Source organism: Delftia sp. BGA-UO-ETr-SB1, from assembly GCF_059567865.1.
Window position 1 is genome coordinate 617,097 of the sequence record NZ_JCAQOW010000006.1, and the last position, 21,027, is coordinate 638,123.

26 protein-coding genes are annotated in these 21,027 nt (G+C 66.9%); 18 read left to right on the forward strand and 8 right to left on the reverse strand.

Annotated features, from left to right (window positions below; translation table 11 throughout):
* Positions 1–118 precede the first annotated feature (118 nt).
* From AC57B5_RS21620 to flgB, 5 genes are read right to left on the reverse strand one after another with little or no spacing between them, the layout of a single operon-like run.
* Positions 119–859: a flagellar basal body rod protein FlgF gene (locus AC57B5_RS21620; protein WP_013800363.1), complete on the reverse strand. Its 741-nt coding sequence runs from the start codon at positions 857–859 to the stop codon at positions 119–121.
* A 29-nt stretch (positions 860–888) separates the two neighbouring features.
* Entirely contained in the window at positions 889–2,160 is a 1,272-nt protein-coding gene (gene flgE / locus AC57B5_RS21625) for a flagellar hook protein FlgE (protein ID WP_199136249.1), read from the reverse strand.
* Between the two features lie 40 nt (positions 2,161–2,200).
* The gene (locus AC57B5_RS21630) at positions 2,201–2,863 is read right to left on the reverse strand and encodes a flagellar hook assembly protein FlgD (RefSeq protein WP_012202563.1); all 663 of its coding nucleotides are present in this window, start codon (positions 2,861–2,863) and stop codon (positions 2,201–2,203) included.
* Positions 2,864–2,897: 34 nt separating this feature from the next.
* Complete coding sequence (gene flgC / locus AC57B5_RS21635; protein WP_012202564.1) at positions 2,898–3,302, reverse strand: flagellar basal body rod protein FlgC; 405 nt, start codon at positions 3,300–3,302, stop codon at positions 2,898–2,900.
* Positions 3,303–3,332: 30 nt separating this feature from the next.
* Positions 3,333–3,746, reverse strand: coding sequence for a flagellar basal body rod protein FlgB (gene flgB / locus AC57B5_RS21640; protein ID WP_013800365.1), 414 nt, complete (start codon positions 3,744–3,746; stop codon positions 3,333–3,335).
* A 234-nt stretch (positions 3,747–3,980) separates the two neighbouring features.
* On the opposite strand from flgB, the gene flgA reads away from it, so the two are divergent.
* From flgA to AC57B5_RS21655, 3 genes are all read left to right on the forward strand, one after another.
* Positions 3,981–4,745 carry a flagellar basal body P-ring formation chaperone FlgA gene (gene flgA, locus AC57B5_RS21645; RefSeq protein WP_013800366.1) on the forward strand — a complete coding sequence of 255 codons (765 nt, stop codon included), beginning with the start codon at positions 3,981–3,983 and terminating at the stop codon, positions 4,743–4,745.
* 78 nt (positions 4,746–4,823) lie between these two features.
* Positions 4,824–5,144, forward strand: coding sequence for a flagellar biosynthesis anti-sigma factor FlgM (flgM, locus tag AC57B5_RS21650; protein ID WP_012202567.1), 321 nt, complete (start codon positions 4,824–4,826; stop codon positions 5,142–5,144).
* Between the two features lie 76 nt (positions 5,145–5,220).
* Entirely contained in the window at positions 5,221–5,592 is a 372-nt protein-coding gene (locus tag AC57B5_RS21655) for a hypothetical protein (protein WP_012202568.1), read from the forward strand.
* Positions 5,593–6,057: 465 nt separating this feature from the next.
* Here the strand turns inward: AC57B5_RS21655 and fliE are convergent, their stop codons facing one another.
* Positions 6,058–6,375: a flagellar hook-basal body complex protein FliE gene (fliE, locus tag AC57B5_RS21660; RefSeq protein WP_013800367.1), complete on the reverse strand. Its 318-nt coding sequence runs from the start codon at positions 6,373–6,375 to the stop codon at positions 6,058–6,060.
* Positions 6,376–6,552: 177 nt separating this feature from the next.
* On the opposite strand from fliE, the gene fliF reads away from it, so the two are divergent.
* The 13 genes from fliF to fliR all read left to right on the forward strand — a co-directional run bounded on the left by fliF (position 6,553) and on the right by fliR (position 18,175).
* Positions 6,553–8,253, forward strand: a complete 1,701-nt coding sequence (gene fliF / locus AC57B5_RS21665; RefSeq protein WP_043822565.1) for a flagellar basal-body MS-ring/collar protein FliF — start codon at positions 6,553–6,555, stop codon at positions 8,251–8,253.
* A 27-nt stretch (positions 8,254–8,280) separates the two neighbouring features.
* Positions 8,281–9,276 carry a flagellar motor switch protein FliG gene (gene fliG / locus AC57B5_RS21670; RefSeq protein WP_012202571.1) on the forward strand — a complete coding sequence of 332 codons (996 nt, stop codon included), beginning with the start codon at positions 8,281–8,283 and terminating at the stop codon, positions 9,274–9,276.
* Positions 9,269–10,180 (forward strand): FliH/SctL family protein, encoded by a 912-nt coding sequence (locus tag AC57B5_RS21675; RefSeq protein ID WP_496400298.1) that lies wholly within the window; start codon positions 9,269–9,271, stop codon positions 10,178–10,180. Before fliG ends, AC57B5_RS21675 begins: the two co-directional genes overlap by 8 nt.
* Positions 10,170–11,612 carry a flagellar protein export ATPase FliI gene (fliI, locus tag AC57B5_RS21680; protein WP_496400299.1) on the forward strand — a complete coding sequence of 481 codons (1,443 nt, stop codon included), beginning with the start codon at positions 10,170–10,172 and terminating at the stop codon, positions 11,610–11,612. Before AC57B5_RS21675 ends, fliI begins: the two co-directional genes overlap by 11 nt.
* Before the next feature lie 65 nt (positions 11,613–11,677).
* A complete protein-coding gene (fliJ, locus tag AC57B5_RS21685; protein WP_012202574.1) occupies positions 11,678–12,142 on the forward strand; it encodes a flagellar export protein FliJ in 465 nt (154 codons plus the stop codon).
* A 3-nt stretch (positions 12,143–12,145) separates the two neighbouring features.
* Positions 12,146–13,681, forward strand: a complete 1,536-nt coding sequence (locus tag AC57B5_RS21690) for a flagellar hook-length control protein FliK (protein WP_496400300.1) — start codon at positions 12,146–12,148, stop codon at positions 13,679–13,681.
* Between the two features lie 253 nt (positions 13,682–13,934).
* Positions 13,935–14,510, forward strand: coding sequence for a flagellar basal body-associated FliL family protein (locus AC57B5_RS21695; RefSeq protein WP_012202576.1), 576 nt, complete (start codon positions 13,935–13,937; stop codon positions 14,508–14,510).
* An 18-nt stretch (positions 14,511–14,528) separates the two neighbouring features.
* Positions 14,529–15,533 (forward strand): flagellar motor switch protein FliM, encoded by a 1,005-nt coding sequence (gene fliM, locus AC57B5_RS21700; protein ID WP_012202577.1) that lies wholly within the window; start codon positions 14,529–14,531, stop codon positions 15,531–15,533.
* Positions 15,523–15,954: a flagellar motor switch protein FliN gene (fliN, locus tag AC57B5_RS21705; RefSeq protein ID WP_013800372.1), complete on the forward strand. Its 432-nt coding sequence runs from the start codon at positions 15,523–15,525 to the stop codon at positions 15,952–15,954. Before fliM ends, fliN begins: the two co-directional genes overlap by 11 nt.
* 10 nt (positions 15,955–15,964) lie before the next feature.
* Entirely contained in the window at positions 15,965–16,300 is a 336-nt protein-coding gene (locus AC57B5_RS21710; RefSeq protein ID WP_012202579.1) for a FliO/MopB family protein, read from the forward strand.
* Positions 16,293–17,078: a flagellar type III secretion system pore protein FliP gene (fliP, locus tag AC57B5_RS21715; protein WP_012202580.1), complete on the forward strand. Its 786-nt coding sequence runs from the start codon at positions 16,293–16,295 to the stop codon at positions 17,076–17,078. The genes AC57B5_RS21710 and fliP overlap by 8 nt, the downstream gene beginning before the upstream one ends.
* Before the next feature lie 27 nt (positions 17,079–17,105).
* Entirely contained in the window at positions 17,106–17,375 is a 270-nt protein-coding gene (gene fliQ, locus AC57B5_RS21720; RefSeq protein ID WP_012202581.1) for a flagellar biosynthesis protein FliQ, read from the forward strand.
* Positions 17,376–17,404: 29 nt separating this feature from the next.
* On the forward strand, positions 17,405–18,175 hold the full coding sequence (gene fliR / locus AC57B5_RS21725) for a flagellar biosynthetic protein FliR (RefSeq protein WP_012202582.1): 771 nt from the start codon (positions 17,405–17,407) through the stop codon (positions 18,173–18,175).
* Positions 18,176–18,223: 48 nt separating this feature from the next.
* Here fliR and AC57B5_RS21730 read toward each other — a convergent pair whose 3' ends face one another.
* Together AC57B5_RS21730 and AC57B5_RS21735 are read right to left on the reverse strand one after the other, a co-directional pair.
* Positions 18,224–18,853: a response regulator gene (locus AC57B5_RS21730; RefSeq protein WP_012202583.1), complete on the reverse strand. Its 630-nt coding sequence runs from the start codon at positions 18,851–18,853 to the stop codon at positions 18,224–18,226.
* A 39-nt stretch (positions 18,854–18,892) separates the two neighbouring features.
* The gene (locus tag AC57B5_RS21735; protein WP_065346514.1) at positions 18,893–20,041 is read right to left on the reverse strand and encodes a hybrid sensor histidine kinase/response regulator; all 1,149 of its coding nucleotides are present in this window, start codon (positions 20,039–20,041) and stop codon (positions 18,893–18,895) included.
* Positions 20,042–20,160: 119 nt separating this feature from the next.
* Here AC57B5_RS21735 and AC57B5_RS21740 point away from each other — a divergent pair, with 119 nt between their 5' ends.
* Positions 20,161–20,607: a hypothetical protein gene (locus tag AC57B5_RS21740; protein WP_012202585.1), complete on the forward strand. Its 447-nt coding sequence runs from the start codon at positions 20,161–20,163 to the stop codon at positions 20,605–20,607.
* A gap of 52 nt (positions 20,608–20,659) precedes the next feature.
* The gene (locus tag AC57B5_RS21745; RefSeq protein ID WP_012202586.1) at positions 20,660–21,022 is read left to right on the forward strand and encodes a response regulator; all 363 of its coding nucleotides are present in this window, start codon (positions 20,660–20,662) and stop codon (positions 21,020–21,022) included.
* Positions 21,023–21,027: the final 5 nt, after the last annotated feature.

Below are 21,027 nucleotides of genomic sequence, written 5' to 3' on the forward strand. Positions count from 1 at the left end.
GGCACGATCCAGGCCAGGGACGCCTAGCAAGGGCCTAGGCCGGCCGCGCCGCCCTGCAGCGAGGGCGTCGTCCCCCTTCCAGGGGGAAGCGGCGCAGCCGCTCAGGGGGTGATCTGTCTCAGCCGTTCATGCTCAAGAGTTGGCTGGCCGTCTTGTCATTGGTTTCTGCCGTCTGCAGCAGGCGCATCTGGGTCTCGAACTGGCGGGCGGCGGCAATCATGCCGACCATGGTCTCCACCGAGTTCACGTTCGAGCCTTCGATGGCGCCGGACAGCAGGCGTGCGTTCTCGTCGTTGGGCAGCGGATCGCCGTCGCCCGTGCGGAACAGGCCGTCATTGCCGCGCACCAGCGCGGCGTCCTCGGGCGGCGTGGCCAGCTTGACGCGGCCCACGGCCACGGGCAGCTGGTTGCCGGTCTTGGCGGTCAGCGTGCCGTCCGAGCCCAGCGTGATCGTGGATTCGGGGGGGATGTCGATGGGGCCGCCGCCGTCGGACAGCACGGCCTGGCCATTGCTGTTGACCAGCTGGCCCTCGGGGGAGACCTCGAACACGCCGTTGCGCGTGTAGGCCTCCTGGCCATCCAGGCCCTGGACGGCGAACCAGGCGCGGCCCATGGCCATGGCGTCCAGTGCGCGGCCCGTGCGCTGGGTGGGTCCGGGCGTGTCCACGTAGCCGGAGGTCGCCTCCAGCGCGAACACGCGCGTGCCCGCGCCGCTGCCCTGCAGGGGCACGGAGCGGAAGGTGGACATTTCGGCCCGGAAGCCGTTGGTGCCGGCATTGGCCAGGTTGTGGGCCAGCACGGACTGACGCTGCGCCGCTGCGTTGGCGCCCGTCATGGAGGTGTAGATGATGCGGTCCATGCCGGCTCTCCTGACTCAGTTCTTGGCTATCAGCGCAGGTTCACCAGGGTCGAGAAGACCTGGTCCTGGGTCTTGATGGTCTGGGCATTGGCCTGGTAGGCGCGCTGCGCGGTCATCATGTTCACCAGCTCGGCGGTCAGGTCCACGTTGGAGTCTTCCAGCGCTCCCGAGCGCAGCGAGCCGAAGGTGCCCGACTCGGCCGTGCCGTTCAGCGCCGGACCCGAATCCGAGGTCTCCACCCACTTGTTGTCGCCCACAGCGCCCAGGCCCTGGGTGTTGGTGAAGGCGGCCAGGGCCAGCTGGCCCTCGGTGCGCGTCACGCCGTTGGAGTAGGTGGCCACGATGGAGCCATCGTTGCCGACATTGATGCCGGTGAGCGCGCCTGCGGTGTAGCCGTCCTGCTTGAGGCTGCTGACCGCGAACTTGGAGCCGAACTGCGAGACGTTGGAGAAGTCCAGCGTCACGCCCGCCGTGCCATTGATGGTGCCGGGCGTGGGCGCGTTGGGGTTGCTGCTCTTGATCTGCGCCGTCACGGGGCTGCCGCTGGTGATCTTGCCGGAGGCATCGAACACCAGGGTGGTCAGCAAGGTGGCGACCTTCGGGGGCGATGCCGCCGGATCGTCCAGGCCGTCGTAGACCTTCCAGGTGTTGGAGGCTGCGTCCTTCTCGAAGTACATCTGCACCGGCGTGGGCACGCCCTGGCTGTCATAGACGTTGATCGAGGTGCCATAGGTGGCGCGCGGCGTGGCGGGCACGGGCGGCGTGGCGGTGGAGTTGCCGGCTGCGGGCGTGGCGCGCGCATCGAGGTTCAGCGACACGTCGATCTTGGTCGTGGTCTTGGCAGCGATCGGCTGGCCCGAAGGAAAGACCATGGGCACGGGCTGGCCGCCGGCCAGCACCTTTCCCGTGGTGGCGTCCACGGGGTAGCCCATGACGTTGTCGCCCTGCACGGTCTTGAGGTTGCCCTGCTTGTCCAGGCCGAAGTTGCCGGCGCGCGTATAGGCCGTGCTGCCGTCGGGCTGGCGCACGACGAAGAAGCCGTTGCCGTTGATGGCCACGTCCAGGTTGTTGCCCGTGGTGGTGATCGGGCCCTGGCGGAACTGCTGGGTCACGGCGGCCACATTGACGCCGATGCCGCTGTTCTGGCCGCTGGCCGAACCCACGGCGCTGGCCACGGCCTCGGCGAACTCGGCGCGCGAGGACTTGAAGCCCGTGGTGTTGGCGTTGGCGATGTTGTGGCCGATCACGTCCAGGTTCTTGCTGGCGGCGTTCAGACCCGAGAGGCCTTGTTGGAATCCCATGGTGTGCTCCTGCGATGTATTTGGGTGGATGGTGCGGGGGTCAGTACACGGCCTTGACGGAGGCGTAGGCGACGTTGGTGCCGTCGTCCAGCTCCAGCGTCAGCTTGCCGTCGGTGGTGCCTGTGGCGAGCACCGCATGGGGCGACAGCGTGGTCGAGGCCACGACCGTGTCGGCATTCGTGGCCTGCACCGTGTAGCGCAGCTGGCTGGCGTCGCCCGTGTACTTGCTGCCGTCCCAGGTGAAGTAGTTGCGGCCAGCGGTGCCGCTGCCCAGCTCGACGGTGTCCACCAGCTCGCCGCTGGCGGTGGTGATCTGCACCTTCACGTCGGCGGCCGGGCCTTCGAGGTCGAAGGCAGCCGTATAGGACTTTTCCTTGCCCACGCCCAGGGTGTTGCCTTCGGTCAGCACGGTGCGGCCGATCATCTGCGTGCCCTGCAGCACCTGCATGGCGGTGAACTGGCCGGCCATGCTTTCCATGGTCTTGTTCAACTGCTGGATGCCGGTGACGGTGTTGATCTGCGCCATCTGCGAGGTCATCTGCGCGTTGTCCATGGGATTCATGGGATCCTGGTTGTTCAACTGCGCGACCAGCAGCTTCAGGAAACGGTCCTGCGCCGCCGCGGGGTCGGTGGTCGAATTGCTCGTGGCGGACTTGTTGTTGATGTCGGCCGTGCTGGCGACGCTGCCTGCGCCATAGATCATGGGAGTGGCTCCTGGAAAGTGGTGCGGACGGGGCTCACTGGCCCATCTGCAGGGTTTTGAGCAGCAGCGACTTGGTCGTGTTCATGACCTCGACGTTGTTCTGGTAGGAGCGCGAGGCCGAGATCATGTTGACCATCTCGTCCACGGCGCTGACGTTGGAGTGCGTCACATAGCCTTCGGCATCGGCCAGCGGGTGCTGGGGGTCGTGGATGCGGCGGCCGGGCGTGTTGTCCTGGCTGATGGCGCTGACGCGCACGCCAGAGGAGCCTTCCTCGCCCATGGCCACGGTCTGGAAGACCACCTGGCGCGCCTGGTAGGCCTTGCCGTCGGGGCCGGCCACGGCATCGACGTTGGCCAGATTCGAGGCCACGACGTTCAGGCGCTGCGATTGGGCGCTGACGGCACTGCCGGAGATGCTGAAGATGGAGAACATGGACATGGGAAAGCTCCTGTGATCTGTGGCGCCGGCTTACTGGCCCTGGATGGCCGACAGCATGGTCTTGGCCTGGCCGTTCAGAAAGCGCAGCGTGGCTTCGTAGCGCACGGCGTTGTCGACGAAGTTGGCACGCTCGCGGTCCAGGTCCACGGTGTTGTTGTCCATGTTGGTCTGGGCCTGCACCGAGTAGCCGAGATGGCTTTGCGCGCTCTGCCCCGAGGCGGCGGCAGGCAGGGGAATGTGTCCGCCCTGGCTGACGCTGGCCAGCGTCATGGGCGAGGGGCCGGAGGTAACGGCCGTCAGCGCCTCGCGGAAATTGAAGTCGCGCGCCACATAGCCCGGGGTGTCGGCATTGGCGATGTTGCTGGCGATTGCACGCTGGCGCTCGGCGCGCAGCACCAGCGCCTTGCTCTGGAAGTCCAGTCGTTCAGTCATCTTGTCGAGCATGTCGGCCTCGCCCTCTGGGATTTGCGGTGATCGGTTGACGAAATGGCGGCAGCCCACGGACTGCGGCATGCGTCGATTATGGAAATCGGGCCCGAACGCTAAAGCGCGAAGAAAGCGCGTTTGCCTGCGCAGTTCGGCGCTTCGGAAAAGAGCGCTCGCCCTATATTTGCTGGCATCGCTCCAGGTGTCCCACCCATCCTGACGGGAGGCCGGAGCAAGTCAGGAGCCACAGCCATGCCGAACTTCAGCACCGCCCATTCGCCATCCGCCGTCCGAGCCCTCGCTCGCGCCGCCGCATGCGCTGCGCTTGCCGCTGGAGCGTCGCTGGCAGGCCCTGCCTTCGCGCAAAACGCTCCTGACGGTGCAGCCCAGCTCAGCCAGATCGGCCAGCGCTTTGCCGACGAGGCCCTGCAGCAGGGCATGGCCGGCGCGGGCGCCTTGCCCCTGCGCATGGAAGTGCAGATGGGCCAGCTCGATCCCCGCCTGCGCCTGGCCGCCTGCGCCAAGGTCGAACCCTATTTGCCCGCAGGCTCGCGCCTGTGGGGCCGTACCCGGCTGGGTCTGCGCTGCCTGCAGGGCGCCGTGGCCTGGAATGTGTTCCTGCCCATCACGGTCAAGGCCTGGGGGCCGGCCTGGGTGCTGCAAAACGGTGTGCCTTCGGGCCGCCCGCTGTCGGCCGACGATGCCGTCCAGGCCGAAGTGGACTGGGCCGAGGAATCGGCAGCCGTCTACGCCAACCAGCAGGACTGGGTGGGCCTGGTGGCCTCCCGCCCGCTGGCCGCAGGCCAGGCGCTGCGCCAGAACATGCTGCGCACGCCGGCGCTGTTCGCGGTGGGTGCCGAAGTGCGTGTGCTGGTCAACGGTGGTGGTTTTTCCGTCACATCGTCGGGCAAGGCCATGTCGGCCGCCGGCGAAGGCCAGACCGTGCGGGTTCGCATGGATAATGGCCGGCTCATCTCCGGGGTGGTGAATCCCGAGGGCGTGGTGCTGGTCCAGTAAAAAAACCTCAAGTTTTGTTCCAGGCAGTCGAAAGCTAGGCACAGCGCCTCACGCCGCCAGGGCGATTGGAGAATCAAGATGAAGATAGGTCAAAAACCGGAACTGCCCGCCGCTGCCTCCCAGGCCGCCGCCAAGCAGCCCAAGACAGCCAGCACCATTGCCACCGAGGAATCCTCCGCCCAGGCCCAGCCTGCCAAGGCGGCCGGTGTTCCCGTGTCGTTCTCGACCTCGGCCCGCGCACTGGACCAATCTGGTCGCGCCACGGCCGACTTCGATGCCAACCGCGTCAAGGAAATCCGCGAAGCCATTGCCAACGGCACCTTCCGCGTGAACGCCGACGCCGTGGCCGACAAGCTGCTGGCCAACTCCGAAGAATTCCTCTCGCACTCGCGCGTCTGAGCGCGGGTTCGGTTCTTTCTCGGTTTTTTCCTTCCGGCGCGAGCACGCGCTTTCTTTTTTCAGCAAGGCCTGTCCCATGACTCTCAGCGAGATGCTCGATTCCCTGGACGCGGTGGTCCGGATGGTGTCCGCCTCGCTGCAATCGAAGGATGCAGTCGCGCTTGAGCAGTCCAGCACCCGGCTGCGCGATGCCATGGCGGCGTTCTCCGAACTGGCCCGGCGCTTCAGCGCCGCCGACTGGACGCAGGAGCTGCGCGAACGCGCCCAGGCGCTGGGCGAGCAGATGGCCATGCAGCGCGACCAGCTGGCACGCATGGCCGTGGTGGCCCAGAGCCAGGCGGCGGCGCTGATTCCCCAGACTTCGGACCAGGCCACGTATGGACGCGACCTGTATGGACACCCCCATGCCGGACCGGGCAAGGCGCGCATCTACCACTCGGCCAGCTGAAGCCGCGTCCCTTTTTTCTCTCTCTTCTCTCTCTTCTTTCTTCCCGCTGCTCAACCCTCCGGCATCCGTGCCCGAGGGTTTTGTCTTTTCCGGGCTGGGATTCGGTTGAATGAATCGGCGCAGCGGGCGCAGGCATGGCTGGAGCTTGGGCGTACCCATCCATGCGCGGGATGAGGCTGCGCTCGGTCAAAGAGGTGGGGGCGGGGAAATGCTGGATGGCCGTGCGCAGGAAGGGCGGCCAGGAATGAGGGACGGCCACAGGCCAGATCCGGGGAAAACGAAGCAAGGACCCTGAAGGCGGCAAGATCCGAAATGCGTGGAAATGACGCTGCCGTGCAATGGCAATGGCAATGGCAATGGCAATGGCAATGGCAATGGCAATGGCGCGCGCAAATCCCGTTCGGTCTGCGGTTTGCGGTCTGCGATCTGAGGAGGCAAAGAGGGTCCGGCCGGGGCCGGACGTCCTCACACCTGCATGTTCATCACGTCGGTATAGGCCTGCACGAGCCGGTTGCGCACCTGCATCGTGGCCTGGAAGCCGATCTGCGCCTTTTGCATGGCGATCATGGTTTCTTCGAGGCTGACGGCCGGGTTCTCCAACTGCACCTCACGCTGCAGCTGGCTGGAGTTGTTCTGGGCTGAACTGACGGACTGCAGCGCGCCTTGAAGGGCCTGGCTGAAGCCGCCAGCCGCCACTTTGGTCGATGCGTCGCCTGCGCCCACGCCTTTGGGGAGCTGGGTGCCGTACAGGGGAGAGGTGGTACTGGGGATGCGAAGGTCCATGACACATTCCATCGGAGTTAGCAAGATGACGAGATCGTAGGGCGGCAGGGTTTTCGCATCGCGGCAAATAGACGGCCAAACGGCGCGCTTATCGGGCGAATGTGAAGCGGCGGACTTCGAATAATCGACAGCACGCTAGGGTCCTGTGTGTGCAGGGCTCGAACACCTGGAACCAAGATGTCTGCTGTCGCTGAAATCCCTGTCCCTCAAGCCACTCCCGTGCCCCAGCCTGCCTTGCAGCAGCGCTGGACGGCCATGGACCGTGGCGCGCGCCTGCGTTGGGGCGCGATCGCCGTGCTGCTGGTCGTCGCCCTGGGTGCGGCGGCCATGTTCTACCGTCAGCCGGACTACAAGGTGCTGTTCTCCAACCTGAGCGACAAGGATGGCGGCGCCATCGTCGCCCAGCTGTCGCAGATGAACGTGCCTTACCGCTACACGGAAGGCGGCGGTGCCATCCTCATCCCGTCCGACCGCGTGCACGATGTGCGCCTGAAGCTGGCCACCCAGGGCCTGCCCAAGGGTTCGGTGACGGGTTTCGAGCTGATGGAGAACAGCAAGTTCGGCATCACCCAGTTCCAGGAACGCCTCAATTTCCAGCGCGGCCTTGAAGGCGAGCTGACGCGTTCCATCCAGGCCCTGGCCGCCGTGCAAAGCGCACGCGTGCACCTGGCCCTGCCCAATCAGAACGGCTTTTTCCGCGAGCAGCAAAAGCCCTCGGCCTCGGTGCTGCTGAGCCTGTACCCGGGCCGCGTGCTGGACCGCACGCAGATCGCGGGCATCGTGCACCTGGTGGCCTCCAGCGTGCCCGAGATGGCGCCCACGGCCGTGAGCATCCTGGACGACTCGGGCAAGCTGCTGTCGCAGTCGCCCGACGGCAACGCCAACGCTGTGGACATGCAGCAGCTGAACTACACCCAGCAGATCGAGCAGCAGTACGTGCGCCGCATTCTGGAGATCCTGGAGCCCGTGGTCGGCAAGAACAATGTGAAGGCGCAGGTCTCGGCCGAGATGGATTTCAGCCAGACCGAATCGACCTCGGAGCAGCACCGCCCCAACCAGTCCTCCGACGCGGGCGTGGTTCGCAGCCAGCAGGTGGTGGAAAGCTCGGGCGAGCAAAAGCCGCCCCAGCCCACGGGCATTCCCGGTGCCACCAGCAACCAGCCGCCCCAGAACGCTTCCGCGCCCGTCAACGGCGCCAATCCCGCGCCCCAGGCGGCCGACGGCCAGAACGCCGCCCGCGCTGCCAGCAAGCGCGAGTCCATCACCAATTACGAAGTGGACAAGACCGTGCGCCACACACGCGGCAGCACAGGCAGCATCAAGCGCCTGACGGCGGCCGTGGTCATCAATGCGCCCCTGGTGGCTGCCCCTGCGCCGGCCGCTGCCGGTGCGGCAACCGATGCAGCCACCGTCGCTGCCGCCGCACGCGGCCTGACGGCGGCGCAGCAGGCGCAACTGCTGACCCTGGTGCGCGAGACCGTGGGCTACAGCGCTGAGCGCGGCGACTCGGTCAACTTGGTCAGCACGCCCTTTGTGCAGGACGAAGTGCCCGCCGATGTGCCGCTGTGGCGCCAGCCCGAAGTGCTGGCCATGGCCCGCAGCCTGGGCGTGCCCATCGGCCTGGCCCTGTTCGGCGCCATCTTGCTGCTGGGCCTGGTGCGGCCCATGCTCAAGGGCCGCAAGACGGTGGCCGTGGGCGGACAGCTCAATGCCATTGAAGGCGAGCAGCTGGACCGTCCGGCGCTGGCTGCACCCGCTGTCGATCTTTCGCCCACGCAGGAGCAAGTGCGCCTGGAGCAGGCGCGCCAACTGGCCAAGCAGAACCCGATCGCGGTGGCCAACATCGTCAAGACCTGGATCAACGGCGAGGCCACCTGAGCCTCTCAAAACACGGATTGCTGAGATATGGACGAACGAGGCCTGAACGACGCCGCCATCTTGCTGGTCTCCCTGGGCGAGGAGGAAGCGGCCGAGGTGTTCAAGCACCTCACCCCGAAGGAAGTGCAAAAGCTCGGCGAGACCATTGCGCACATGCGCGGTGTCTCGCGCGAGAAGGTGGACTTCGTCATCAACCGCTTTGCCGATGACGCGGCCGCGCAAAGCCTGCTGGTGGACGACGCCAGCGGCTATGTGCGCTCGGTGCTCAAGCGCGCCCTGGGCGACGACAAGGCGGCGCTGCTGATCGACCGCATCCTGCAGGGCGGCGATGTCTCCGGCATCGAAAGCCTCAAGTGGATGGACCCGCTGTCCGTGGCCGAACTGCTGCGCGGCGAGCATCCGCAGATCGTGGCCGCCATCCTCGTGCACCTGGAGCACGAGCAGGCCGCTGCCGTCCTGATGCAGCTGCCCGAGCGTTTCCGCAGCGAAGTCATGCTGCGCGTGGCCACGCTGGAAGGCATTCAGCCGACCGCGCTCAAGGACCTCAACGAGGTGCTGTTCCAGGTGCTGGCCGGCGGCGACAAGATCCGCAAGACCTCGCTGGGCGGCGTCAAGACGGCGGCCGAGATGATCAACAACCTCGGCGGCAATGCCGACGTGGCCGTGCTGGACACCATCCGCAACTACGACCCGGACCTGGCCCAGAAGATCATGGACAAGATGTTCGTGTTCGACGACCTGGTCAAGCTGGACGACCGCTCGGTGCAGCTGGTGCTGCGCGAGGTGGTGTCCGAGACGCTGATCATCGCGCTCAAGGGCGGCTCGATGGAAGTGCGCGACAAGATCCTGGCCAACATGTCCATGCGTGCCGCCGAGTCGCTGCGCGAGGACCTGGAAGGCCGCGGCCCGATGCGCCTGTCCGAAGTGGAAGCGCAGCAAAAGGAAATCCTGAAGGTGGTGCGTCGCCTGGCCGAAGAAGGCCAGATCACCATCGGCAGCGGTGCGGAAGACAGCTATGTCTAACGGCATGAACTCGCGCTTCATCCCTTCCGAGGAGATCGACGAGCGCCAGGTGGTGCAGTGGCGCTTCGGCGCCGTGGACCACATGGGCGGCCTGAAAAGCCTGCCCAGCCTCGCGGGGCTGCCGGACATCCAGGGTGCGCCCGCCGCATCCGGTGCCCAGGCTGCGCATGGCGGCGCGGGCATGGCGCGCGCGCCTGCCTCCGCGTCGGGCTTTCACAGCCTGTCGCTGCCCGGCCGCTCCGATGCGCCCCGGCTGGAGGCCGACTCCATGGTGCTGGATGTCGAAGCCGACACGCCGGGCGCCCCGGCCTCCACCGCCCCCGCAGTGGATGAGGAACAACTGCATGCCCTGCTGGAACAGGCACGCGCCGAAGGCCATGCCGAGGGCCTGGAGCAGGGCCGCCAGGAAGCCCGGCAGCAGTGGCAGCAACACATGGATGACTACGTCTCCGGCACAGGCCGCGAGACGGCGCAGCGCGTGGACGCACTGCTGTCCGGCCTGGATGCCGGCTTCAAGCAGCTGCAGACGGATGCAGCGCAGGAACTGCTCAACCTGGCCTGCGACATTGCGCGCCAGGTGGTCCGCCAGGAGCTGCGCAGCCAGCCCCAGGCCCTGTTGCCCGTGGTGCGCGAGGCGCTGGACATGCTGGCCGCCGACGGCCGCGCCGCCACCGTGCGCCTGAACCCCGCCGACTTCGCCGTGCTGGACGAGGCGCTGCGCGCCGAGCATGGCGCCCAGTCCAAGGTGCAGTGGATCAGTGACGCCTCCGTGGCCCAGGGCGATGTGCGCGTGGAATCGGGCGGCGCCCAGGTCGATGCCGGCATGGACAAGCGCTGGCGCCGCGCCGTGGCCGCTCTGGGCCTGGTCTCCACCTGGTATGACGGAGAACGCGATGCCGGTTGAAGCCCCGCTGGCCGACGCCGCCAAACTGACCCCCGAGCCTGCCGCCAGGCCCTGGCAGCAACTGCTGTCCAATGCCCGCGCCCGCCTGCAGGGCGACATTCCCCTGGAAACCCACGGCACGCTCACGCGCCTGACCGGCCTGGTGCTGGAGGCCACGGGCCTGCAGGTGCCCGTGGGCTCGCAGTGCTGGATACGCCAGCAGGGCCAGGACCCGGTGCTGGCCGAGGTTGTCGGCTTTGCCGGCGAGCGTGCGTTTCTCATGCCTGCGGGCGACATCCAGGGCCTGTCCAGCGGCGCCATCGTGACGCCGGCCGAACCCTTTGTCGCACCGCTGCGCTTTGGCGACGGTGTCGAGCCGCCCGTGTCCCTGGCGGCCGGCGTGCTGCGCCTGCCCATTGGCAGCGGCCTGCTGGGCCGTGTCGTGGATTCGCAGGGCCAGCCCCTGGACCATGGCGGCCCACTGGCCGACGTGAGCGCCGATCTGCTGGACCGCAACCCCATCAACGCCATGGACCGCGACCCGGTGCGCGAGACGCTGGACACCGGCGTGCGCTCGCTCAACGCCCTGCTCACCGTGGGCCGGGGCCAGCGTCTGGGCCTGTTCGCGGGCTCGGGCGTGGGCAAGTCCGTGCTGCTGGGCATGATGGCGCGCTACACCCAGGCGGACGTGATCGTGGTCGGCCTGATCGGCGAACGCGGCCGCGAGGTCAAGGAATTCGTCGAGGACATCCTCGGCGCCCAGGACCGCAGCCGCGCCGTGGTCGTGGCCGCGCCGGCCGATGCGCCGCCGCTGCTGCGCATGCAGGGCGCCGCCTATGCCACGGCCATTGCCGAACATTTCCGCGACAAGGGCCAGCATGTGCTGCTGCTCATGGACTCGCTCACCCGCTATGCCATGGCCCAGCGCGAGATCGCCCTGGCCATTGGCGAGCCGCCGGCCACCAAGGGCTATCCGCCGTCGTGCTTTGCCAAGCTGCCGGCCCTGGTCGAGCGCAGCGGCAACGGCCTCAACGGCGTGGGCTCGATCACCGCCTTCTACACCGTGCTGTCCGAAGGCGATGACCAGCAGGACCCTATTGCCGACGCGGCGCGCGCCATTTTGGACGGCCACGTCGTGCTGTCGCGGGCGCTGGCCGAGTCGGGCCACTACCCGGCCATCGATATCGAGCAATCGGCCTCGCGCGTGATGCACAACGTGGTCTCGCGCGAGCACTTCGAGCTGGCACGGCGCTTTCGCGCTGTCTATTCGCGCTACCAGAAGGGGCGGGACCTGGTCCAGGTCGGTGCCTACATGGCGGGCTCGGACCCGCAGATGGATGAAGCGATACGCCTGCAGCCGGCCATGGCGGCCTTTCTGCAGCAAAGCATGTTCGAGTCGGCTTCCATGGACGAGAGCATCTCGGGCATGGCTGCCGCACTCGGTGGGCAGTGACGCGGCGACGCGGCACTGCCAAAACGCGACCAACGCGATAACGAACACAGGGAGGAAACCCCGGTATGTCGTCCTTGAATGCCTTGATGGTGGCCATCGATGCCGCGTCGCGCAAGCGTGACGAGGCGCGCCAGGCGGTGCAGGAGCGCCTGCGCTCGCAGCAGGCCGCGCAGACGCAAATGGAACAGCTGCAGCACTATGTGCAGGAAATGCAGACGCGCTGGGGCGCGCAGGAAAACCAGTCCGTGCAGCCCGAGGTCATGTTCCACCAGTACCAGTTCATGGACCGCCTGCAGCACGCCATCGGCCTGCAGACGCGGGTGCTGGCCGACCTGGCGATCCGCCTGGAGGCCGCGCAAAAGGCCTTGATGGCCTGCGAGCTGCGGGTCAGCAGCCTGCGCAAGGTCGTCGAGGTGCGCCGCCGCGATCTGGCGCTGAGCCAGATGCGCCGCGAGCAAAAGGAGACCGATGAACGTGCGGCCATCCAGTTTTTCCGTCGCAGCTTCGGGCTGACATTCCAGGAGGCTTGACGCATGTCCACCAACCAGATCGAACAGCGCGCCGATGCGCGCAGCGCCATGCAGCGCGCCATGGAAGGCGTTCGCTCCGCGCGCGGCACGCAGCCGCCCTCCAACGACCAGGCCGCAGGCTTTTCTTCGTTGCTGGCAGCGATGGACGGCATTGGCGGATTGCCGGCGCTGGCCTCGGGCGCCCTCGGCCAGGCCTTGGGCGAGGACGGCAGTGCCGCTCTTTCCGCGCTGTCCAGCCTCAAGGGTGCAGCCAAGGACGGCCTGAAGGATGCCGCAGACCTGCTGGCCGATCCCGGCCTGGCGCAGGGCCTGCTGCAGCAGCCGCAACTGCCGCTGCAACCGCAGGCGGAGCCGACCGATATGACCACCTCGGCGCAGGCCGATGCCATGGCGCTGGCTGCCAACGGCCAGGCGCCCTGGCTCAGCCTGGTCGGGCAGACCGCCCACTTGGACGGCAAGGGCGACCGCGACATGCTGCAAGGCGTGGCGGGCGACTGGCTGTCCGGCCGGGGCAGCGCCGCCATGATGGCCCTGCGCCAGGAGCAGGGCGCCGTGGCGCACGCGGCCTTCCTGGCACCGCAGTCCGCAGCCGGTGATGCCGCGGGCACGGCGCTGGCCACGGCCAGCGCCAATGCTGCGGCCCTGGCTGCCGCTGCGGACCCCAATGCAGCCGGGGCACTGACCGATGGCGCTGCGCGCCGTACCCAGGCACAGGCACAGGCACAGGCCCAGGCCCAGGCCCAGGCCGCCGATGTGCTGGCCGCCGTGCAGTCCGATGCGGCACTGACGGCCGCCGCCGCACGCACGGCAACCACCGCCCAGGCCACGCATGAACACACGCCCCAGGTCCTGGCGGGCGGTGTGCGGCAGGACGTGGCCCTGGCGTCGGGCATTGCGCTCAACGGCATGGCCGCAGTGCGGCCCGAAGAATGGCGCGGCCTGTTCGAGCGAGCCAGGGAGGGCGGCACCGCCTCCACGGAGTCGGCGGCGAACGGACTGCACGGCGTTGCGGCTGCCGTGGGCGCCGCCCATGCCGGCCAATCCCTGGGCCAGCAGGCGGCCGGCCAAAATGGCGCGGCCTTTGCCCAGCCCGACGCCCAGGCCCAGCCGGGCAACTCCACCGAGCGCGAGCAGCAGGTGTCCGAGCAGGTGGCCTTCTGGGTCCACAACAAGAACCAGAACGCCTCGCTGTCCGTGGAGCATGAGGGCCGGGCCATCCAGGTGCAGGTCAGCCTGCAGGGCAACGAGGCCCATGTGCGCTTTGGCGCCAGCGAAGCCCAGGCGCGTGACTGGCTGGGCAATGGTGCCGACCAGCTGCGCGAGCTGCTGCAGGCCCAGGGCCTGCAACTGGCCGGCGTCAGCGTGGATGCGGGCGGCCAGTCCGGCAGCGGCGATTCGGCAAGACAGGGTGCGGACGCCCAGGCGCGCCAGGGCCGCGTGAGCGCCATGGTCGATGCCGCCGGCGTCACGGGCGGCAATGGCGCCGCACAGGCCGGCGGTGGCCGTGCGGCAGCGGGCGGGGTGGATCTGTTCGTCTGATTCTTTCTGCGCTTCTTGCGGGGCGGCGCATGCGCCGTTTCAGGGTTTTCACAACAGGCCGGGTGGCGACAAGCTGCCCGGCCTGTGGCGTTTGAGGGCCATCAAGCCAGCGAGAAACCGGGGTTTCATGCGCTTATTCAGGCCATGGTCCGGGGTCCAATCGCCGAATAATTCCTGCCATGGGCCTGCTGCGTCATGGCGCCGCGCATGAAGCGCGTGCGCGTGGCGGTCCCGCTCACCCAGAGGAATTCCAGTGTCTGCCACACCCAATGCCGCCAACAATGCAGCTCCCGCCCCGGCCAAGGGCAAGAAGCTGATCGTGCTGATCGTCATCATTGCCGTACTGGCCATAGGCGCGGCCGCTGCCTTCATCCTGCTGTCCAAGCGCCACAGCAGCGGCGATGAGGAAGAGGGCAGCGCCAGCAAGGCGGCCGTGACCGTGCCCACCTTCCTGCCGCTGGACAACCTGGTGGTCAATCTGTCCGATACGGGCGGCGACCGCTTCGTGCAGATCGGCATCACGCTGGAGCTGGCCGACGAGAAGACCGCCACCACGGTCAAGCAATACCTGCCCAGTATCCGCAACGGCATCCTGATGCTGGTGTCCCAGCGCACGGCCGAGGAACTGCTGGAGCGCGAAGGCAAGGAGCGCCTGGCCGCCGACGTGCTCAACGAAGTCTCGGCCCCGCTGGGCTACGGCAACCAGGCCAAGGCCAAGAAGCGCAGCCGCGACGAGGATGCCGAGGACGAAGACGGCGAGCGCCGCCGCTCCTCCGCTGGCAAGAACCCGGTGCGCCGCGTGCTCTTCTCCAGCTTCATCATCCAGTAACCGGGGAGGCCAGGCGCCATGAGCGATTCGTTTCTCTCCCAGGAAGAAGTCGATGCCCTTTTGGAGGGTGTGACCGGCGAGAGCCAGAAATCCACGACCGAGGAGGTCGAGGCGGGCATCATCCGCCAGTACGACATCTCCAGCCAGGAGCGCATCGTGCGCGGGCGCATGCCGACGATGGAAATCGTCAATGAGCGCTTTGCCCGCAACTTCCGCATCGGCCTGTTCAACTTCATCCGCCGCAGCCCCGAAGTGTCCGTGGGCACGGTGTCGGTGCAGCGCTACAGCGCCTTCCTGCGCGAGCTGGTGGTGCCCACCAACTTCAACATCGTCGCCATCCGTCCGCTGCGCGGCAGCGGCCTGGTGGTCTGCGACCCCTCGCTGGTGTTCGGTGTCATCGATACGCTGTACGGCGGCACGGGCCGGCTGCAGACGCGTATCGAAGGACGTGACTTCTCGCACACCGAGCAGCGCGTGATCAACCGCCTGGTCAACGTGATCTGCGAGGAATACAAGAAGGCCTGGCACGGCATCTATCCGCTGGAGCTGGGCTACCAGCGTTCGGAGATGCAGCCGCAGTTCGCCAACATCGCCACGCCCAGCGAAATCGTCGTGTCCACGGCCTTTCAGCTGGAGATCGGCGACATCTCGGGCTCCATCCACATCTGCATGCCCTATGCAACGCTGGAGCCCATCCGTGATGTGCTGTATTCCTCGACACAGGGCGACTCCATCGAAGTGGACCGCCGCTGGGTCAAGGTGCTCAAGCGCGAGATCCAGGCCGCCGAGGTGACCCTGGTGGCCGAACTGGCACGTGCCGACGCCACGGTGGAGCAGCTGCTGGCCATGCGCCCCGGCGATTTCATCGAACTCGACCGCGAGCCGCTGATCCGCGCCTCCATTGGCGGCGTTCCGATTTTCGAGTGCCAGTACGGCACTCACAACGACAAGTACGCAATCCGCGTCGAGAACTGCCTGCGTGGCGCCGACGCTGGCTGGATGGGAGAAAACAATGGCAACTGAAGATACGCAAAAGCCCGCTGGCGATGATCCGTTCTCGGGCTGGGCAGAGGCATTGGACGAGCAGCGCGAGCGCGACGCCAAGCTGGAAGAGGAGCAGGGCGGCCCGCTGACGGGCGAGCCCGTGCGTCCCTACGCCGGTGGCGGCGATGTGCCGGTCAACGACATCAACATGGTGCTGGACATTCCGGTGCAGCTGTCGGTGGAGCTGGGCCGCACCAAGGTGCCGATCAAGTACATCCTGCAACTGGCCCAGGGCTCGGTGGTCGAGCTCGACGCACTGGCCGGCGAGCCCATGGACGTGCTGGTCAACGGCTACCTGATCGCCCAGGGCGAGGTGGTGGTGGTCAACGACAAGTTCGGTATCCGCCTGACCGACGTGGTCACGCCGTCCGAGCGCCTGCGCCGGGTCAGCCGTGGCTGAGAGCGCCGGCATGGGCCCGCTGTGGCCGACCCTGCTCACGGTGGTGGCCCTGGTCACGGCCATGGCCGCTCTGCCCTGGCTGCTGCGCCGCTTCCAGCAGCGCACGGCTGCGCTGCGCGGTGCCGCCGGCCTGCAGTCGCGGGTGCTGGGCGCCGTGGGCGTGGGCCCGCAGCAGCGGGTGGTGACGGTGGAAGTGGGCGAGGGCGCGCAGACCGTGCGTCTGGTGCTGGGCGTCACGGCGCAAAGCATCCAGTGCCTGCATGTGCTGCAGGCCCCGGCCCCTGCTGATTTTTCGGCTGCGATGGCGCAAGCGCGCAGCCTGCCTGCGGACGGTGCGAATGTCTGAATATTCCTGCAAGCGCCCGGCGCGCACGCTGAGCCAGGCCGCTGGCGCCGCAGCGCTGGCGCTGTGCTGCGCCACGCCCCTGGCCTCCTGGGCACAGGGCGCGCCCGCCAGCCTTCCGCTGGTCATCGGCCAGGGCAGTGGTGGCACCAGCTTTTCGGTGCCCATCCAGACCCTGCTGTTCTTCACGGCGCTGTCCTTCCTGCCGGCCATCCTGCTGATGATGACGGGCTTCACCCGCATCGTCATCGTGCTGTCGCTGATGCGCCAGGCGCTGGGCACGCAGTCGGCGCCGCCCAACCAAGTGATCATCGGCCTGTCGCTGTTCCTGACGCTGTTCGTCATGGGCCCCACCCTGGACCGCGTGTACCAGGAGGCCTACGTGCCCTACACCACGAATGCCGTGACCTTCGAGCAGGCCATTGAGAAGGCCGAGGCGCCCATGCGCGACTTCATGCTCAAGCAGACGCGCCAGTCGGACTTTGCGCTGTTCGCGCGGCTGGCCAAGCTCGATGCAGGCGTCACCAGCGAGACCGCACCGCTGCGCGTGCTGGTGCCCGCCTTCGTGACCAGCGAGCTGAAGACCGCGTTCCAGATCGGCTTCATGATCTTCATCCCCTTCCTGGTCATCGACATGGTCGTGTCCTCGATCCTGATGTCCCTGGGCATGATGATGCTGTCGCCCGTGCTGGTGGCCCTGCCGTTCAAGCTCATGCTCTTCGTGCTGGCCGATGGCTGGAACCTGCTCATAGGCTCGCTGGCCGCCAGCTTCGCCGTCTAGCCCCGCTCTTTCTTTGGAAATCCTTCCATGACCTCCCAATACGTGCTCACCTTCGGCCGCGAGGCACTGACCTTGCTGCTCATGATCTCCATGCCCGTGCTGGGCGTGGTGCTGGCCGTGGGCCTGGCCGTCAGCGTCTTCCAGGCGGTGACCCAGGTGCATGAGGCCACGCTGGCCTTCGTGCCCAAGCTCATCTCCGCCGTGCTGGTGTTTGCCATAGCGGGCCCGTGGATGCTGAGCACGCTGGTGGACTTCATCCGCCGCACCATCGAGACCATTCCGCAGGCGGTGGGCTGAGCCCTTCGCCGCGCATTGGAAACGCCACTGTGATCACCTTCAGCGAAGCCCAACTGGTGGCGTGGCTGTCGCCCGTTCTCTGGCCGTTTCTGCGCGTGCTGGCCATGTTCTCCGTGGCCCCCGTGTTCTCGCAGCGCGTCATTCCCATGCGGCTGAAGATCGGCCTGGCCTTTCTGGTCGCGGTGTGCGCGCAGCCCGTGCTGGGCGACCAGCCCGTGATCGGCATCAACTCGCCGCAGGCGCTGGGCACGCTGATTCAGCAGGTCGGCGTGGGGCTGGCCGTGGGCTTTGCCGTGCGCCTGGTGTTTGCCGCCGTGGAGGTGGCGGGCGAGGTGGTCGGCCTGCAGATGGGCCTGAACTTCGCCAGCTTCTTCGATCCGACCACGAATGCCCAGCTCAGCGCGGTGGCGCGCTTCATGGTCCAGATTTCCACGCTGCTGTTCATCGTCATCAACGGGCACCTGCTGGTGCTGATGGCCGTGCTCAAGAGTTACGAGGCGTTTCCTGTGGACGGCAGCTTCCTGCAGGCCATCAACCAGATGCGGCTGCACGAGATGGGGGCGGCGGTCTTCGCCAGTGCCTTCTGGATCGCCCTGCCCATGGTCGCCATGCTGCTGTTCGTGAACCTGGTGCTGGGCATCATTTCGCGCGTGGCACCGCAGATGAACATCTATGCCGTGGGTTTTCCGGTCACGCTCACCGTGGGCCTGACGGGATTGATGGCCACGCTGCCGCTGCTCGAGCAGCCCCTGGTCGCCTTGCTGCAGCGCGGCATTGCGGTATTTGGTACTTCAATGTAAGCAGTTGTGAAAAACAACAGATTTACAGGCCTGTCGGCCGCAAAAGCCTCAGATCAGCTGGTTGTGGATGGCGTAGGCCGTGAGTTCGGCATTGCTGCTCATCTGCAGTTTTTCCAGCACGCGCGCCCGGTAGACGCTGACGGTCTTGGGGCTGAGCATCAGCTCGGTGGCGATGTCGGTCAGCCGCTGCCCGGCCGCGATCTTGATCAGCGTCTGCAGCTCGCGCTCGGACAGGCTTTCATGCGGCACCTGGGGTGCGGGCTGGGCCAGGCTGTCGGCCAGCATCTGGGCCACTTCGGACGTCAGGTACTTGCGCCCCGTGGCCACGGTACGCACCGCCTCGATCAGCAGCACCGGGTCGCCTGCCTTGTTGGCGTAGCCCTGCGCGCCCGCCTTCAGGCAGCGCAGCGCGTACTGATCCTCGGGGTACATGGAGACCATGAGCACCTTGATCAGCGGATGGGTTTCGCGCACGCTCGCCAGGGCTTCCAGGCCACTGCGGCCGGGCATGTTGATGTCCAGCAGCAGCACGTCGCAGGTGGCGGTGCGCAGCTGTTCGCGCAGCTCGGCATAGCTGCCTGCTTCGGCGGTGACGCTGATGTCCACTGCCTCGGCCAGGGTGTCACGGATGCCCCGGCGCAGCACCGCATGGTCGTCGCACAGCACCACGTGGATCAAAGTCGGCCTCCTGGAAAAAGGGTCACGCCGCCATGGCGTTCAGCATTCATTGCCCGGGATATTAGGGCAAGTGCCGCCATCGTCCAGCGGAATGGAGACGATGACCGAGGTTCCTCGCCCGGCTTGACTGCTGACATCCAGCCAGCCCTGAACGGTGCGCGCACGCTCGCCCAGACCGCGCAAACCGAAGGATTCGGGCTTGTCGCGCGCGCCTTCGGCCAGGCCCACGCCGTCGTCCGTCACCTCCAGCGTGAGAAAGCCTTCGCGGTCCGAGAGATCGATGTCCACATGGCGCGCCTGGGCATATTTGCCGACGTTGGTCAGCGCCTCCTGGGCCGTGCGGTAGGCCACGACCTGGATGTCGGGCGCGATGTCCATGCTCTCGCGGCTGCTGCGCACCCGGGTGGGCACGCCCGTGCGGCGCTCGAAATTCTCGGCCAGCCACTGCACGGCGGCCACCAGTCCCTGGTCCAGCACGGGCGGGCGCAGGTTCATCATGATGCGCTGGCTTGCACCCAGCGCATGCTCCAGCATTTCCAGCGCGGCCAGCGCATGCTCGCGCAGTCCGCCCTCGGGCGCATTGCGCGCAATCCAGGCCACATCGAACTTCACCGAGGTCAGCGAGCCGCCGATGTCATCGTGGATCTCGCGGGCAATGCTGGCGCGCTCGCGCTCGGTGGAGGTCTGCAGGTGCTCGGTCAGATCGGCCAGGCGACGCTCGGACGCCGCCAGCTCGGCCGCCGCGCGGCGGCGCGCCAGGCGGGCCTCGTGCACTTCCAGCGCATGCGAGACCACATGGGGCAGGCGCGTGATGTGGTCCTTGAGCAGGTAGTCGCTGATGCCCTCGCGCATCACGTCCACGGCGGCCGACTCGCCGATGGCGCCGGACAGCAGCACAAAGGGCGGATGCCCGGGCTGGCGGCGCACCAGCTCCCAGGCGTCCAGCGCCGTGAAGCCGGGCAGGTGGTAGTCGGCCAGGATGAGGTCGAATGCCTGGCTCTGCAGCGCGGCTGCGGCATCATCGAGCAGGTCGACCGCGACAATCTCGCAGACCAGTCCGCCGCGCAGCAGGCTCAGCCGCGCCAGCGCCTGGTCGGCCGCCGAATCCTCGATGTGCAGTATGCGCAAGGGCTTGTGCGGTGGTCTGGCATCCCCGGGGGCGCTATCATGAGATACATTTTGGAACATAAATGCAAGTGGTCGTGTATATCAAGGGATGCACTGCATTCCTGGGGACGATTGACAAGGGCTGGCCATGCTGCAAAGCGTGGCGAACATTGGGCTGAAACGCTGGTGGTGGAGTAACAATGCAGTCAATGCACAAGCCTTCGGGCGAGCCTGCCGTCCCCATGCCCGTCATGGTGGCCGCAGACCTGCAGGATGCCTTGCTGGTGGCGATGCGCGATCTGCAGCGCCTGGAAGGCCTTCTCAATCATGCAACGCAGAACCTGCTGGACCGTTTCGACGAGACCCACGGCCAGCTGGCCGGTGAGGCGCTAGGCGCCTTGCCCGAGCTGGACGCCGCGCGGTCCACGCTTCGGTTGGCGGTGACCGAGTTGCAGTTTCACGACATGTCCTCCCAGTTGATCGCCCATATTACGAAGATTTTGCAAGGCTGCGCGTTCCAGTTGGCCGCAGCCACCATGGGCGTGGACGAGGGGGAGGACGATTCCCTGGGCCTGCCGGCGATACCCGACCGGCCCAATCCCGTCACGCAAAGCGAGATGGATGCTGGCTCGGTCGAGCTGTTCTGACCACTGACCATGCACTCTTCTACCTTTTATTGCCCGTCTGTTGGAGCTATACATGCGATCGATTCTGGCTGTTGATGATTCCCCCTCGATGCGAAAGATGGTGGCGTTCACCCTCGCAGGGGCGGGATTTCGCGTTGTGGAGGCGGTTGACGGCGTGGATGCGCTCGAGAAGGCACAGCTCGAACAAGTCGACCTGGTGCTGGCCGACCAGAACATGCCGCGTCTGGATGGCATCGGTCTGACCCGCAAGCTGCGCGAAGACCCCAAGTTCCAGAACACGCCGATTCTCATTCTCACCACCGAATCCAGCGATCAGATGAAGCAGGCCGGACGCGCCGCGGGCGCCACGGGCTGGCTGGTCAAGCCCTTCGATCCAAACCGTTTGATCGAAGTCATTCAGAAAGTAATGCGTTGAGCCGA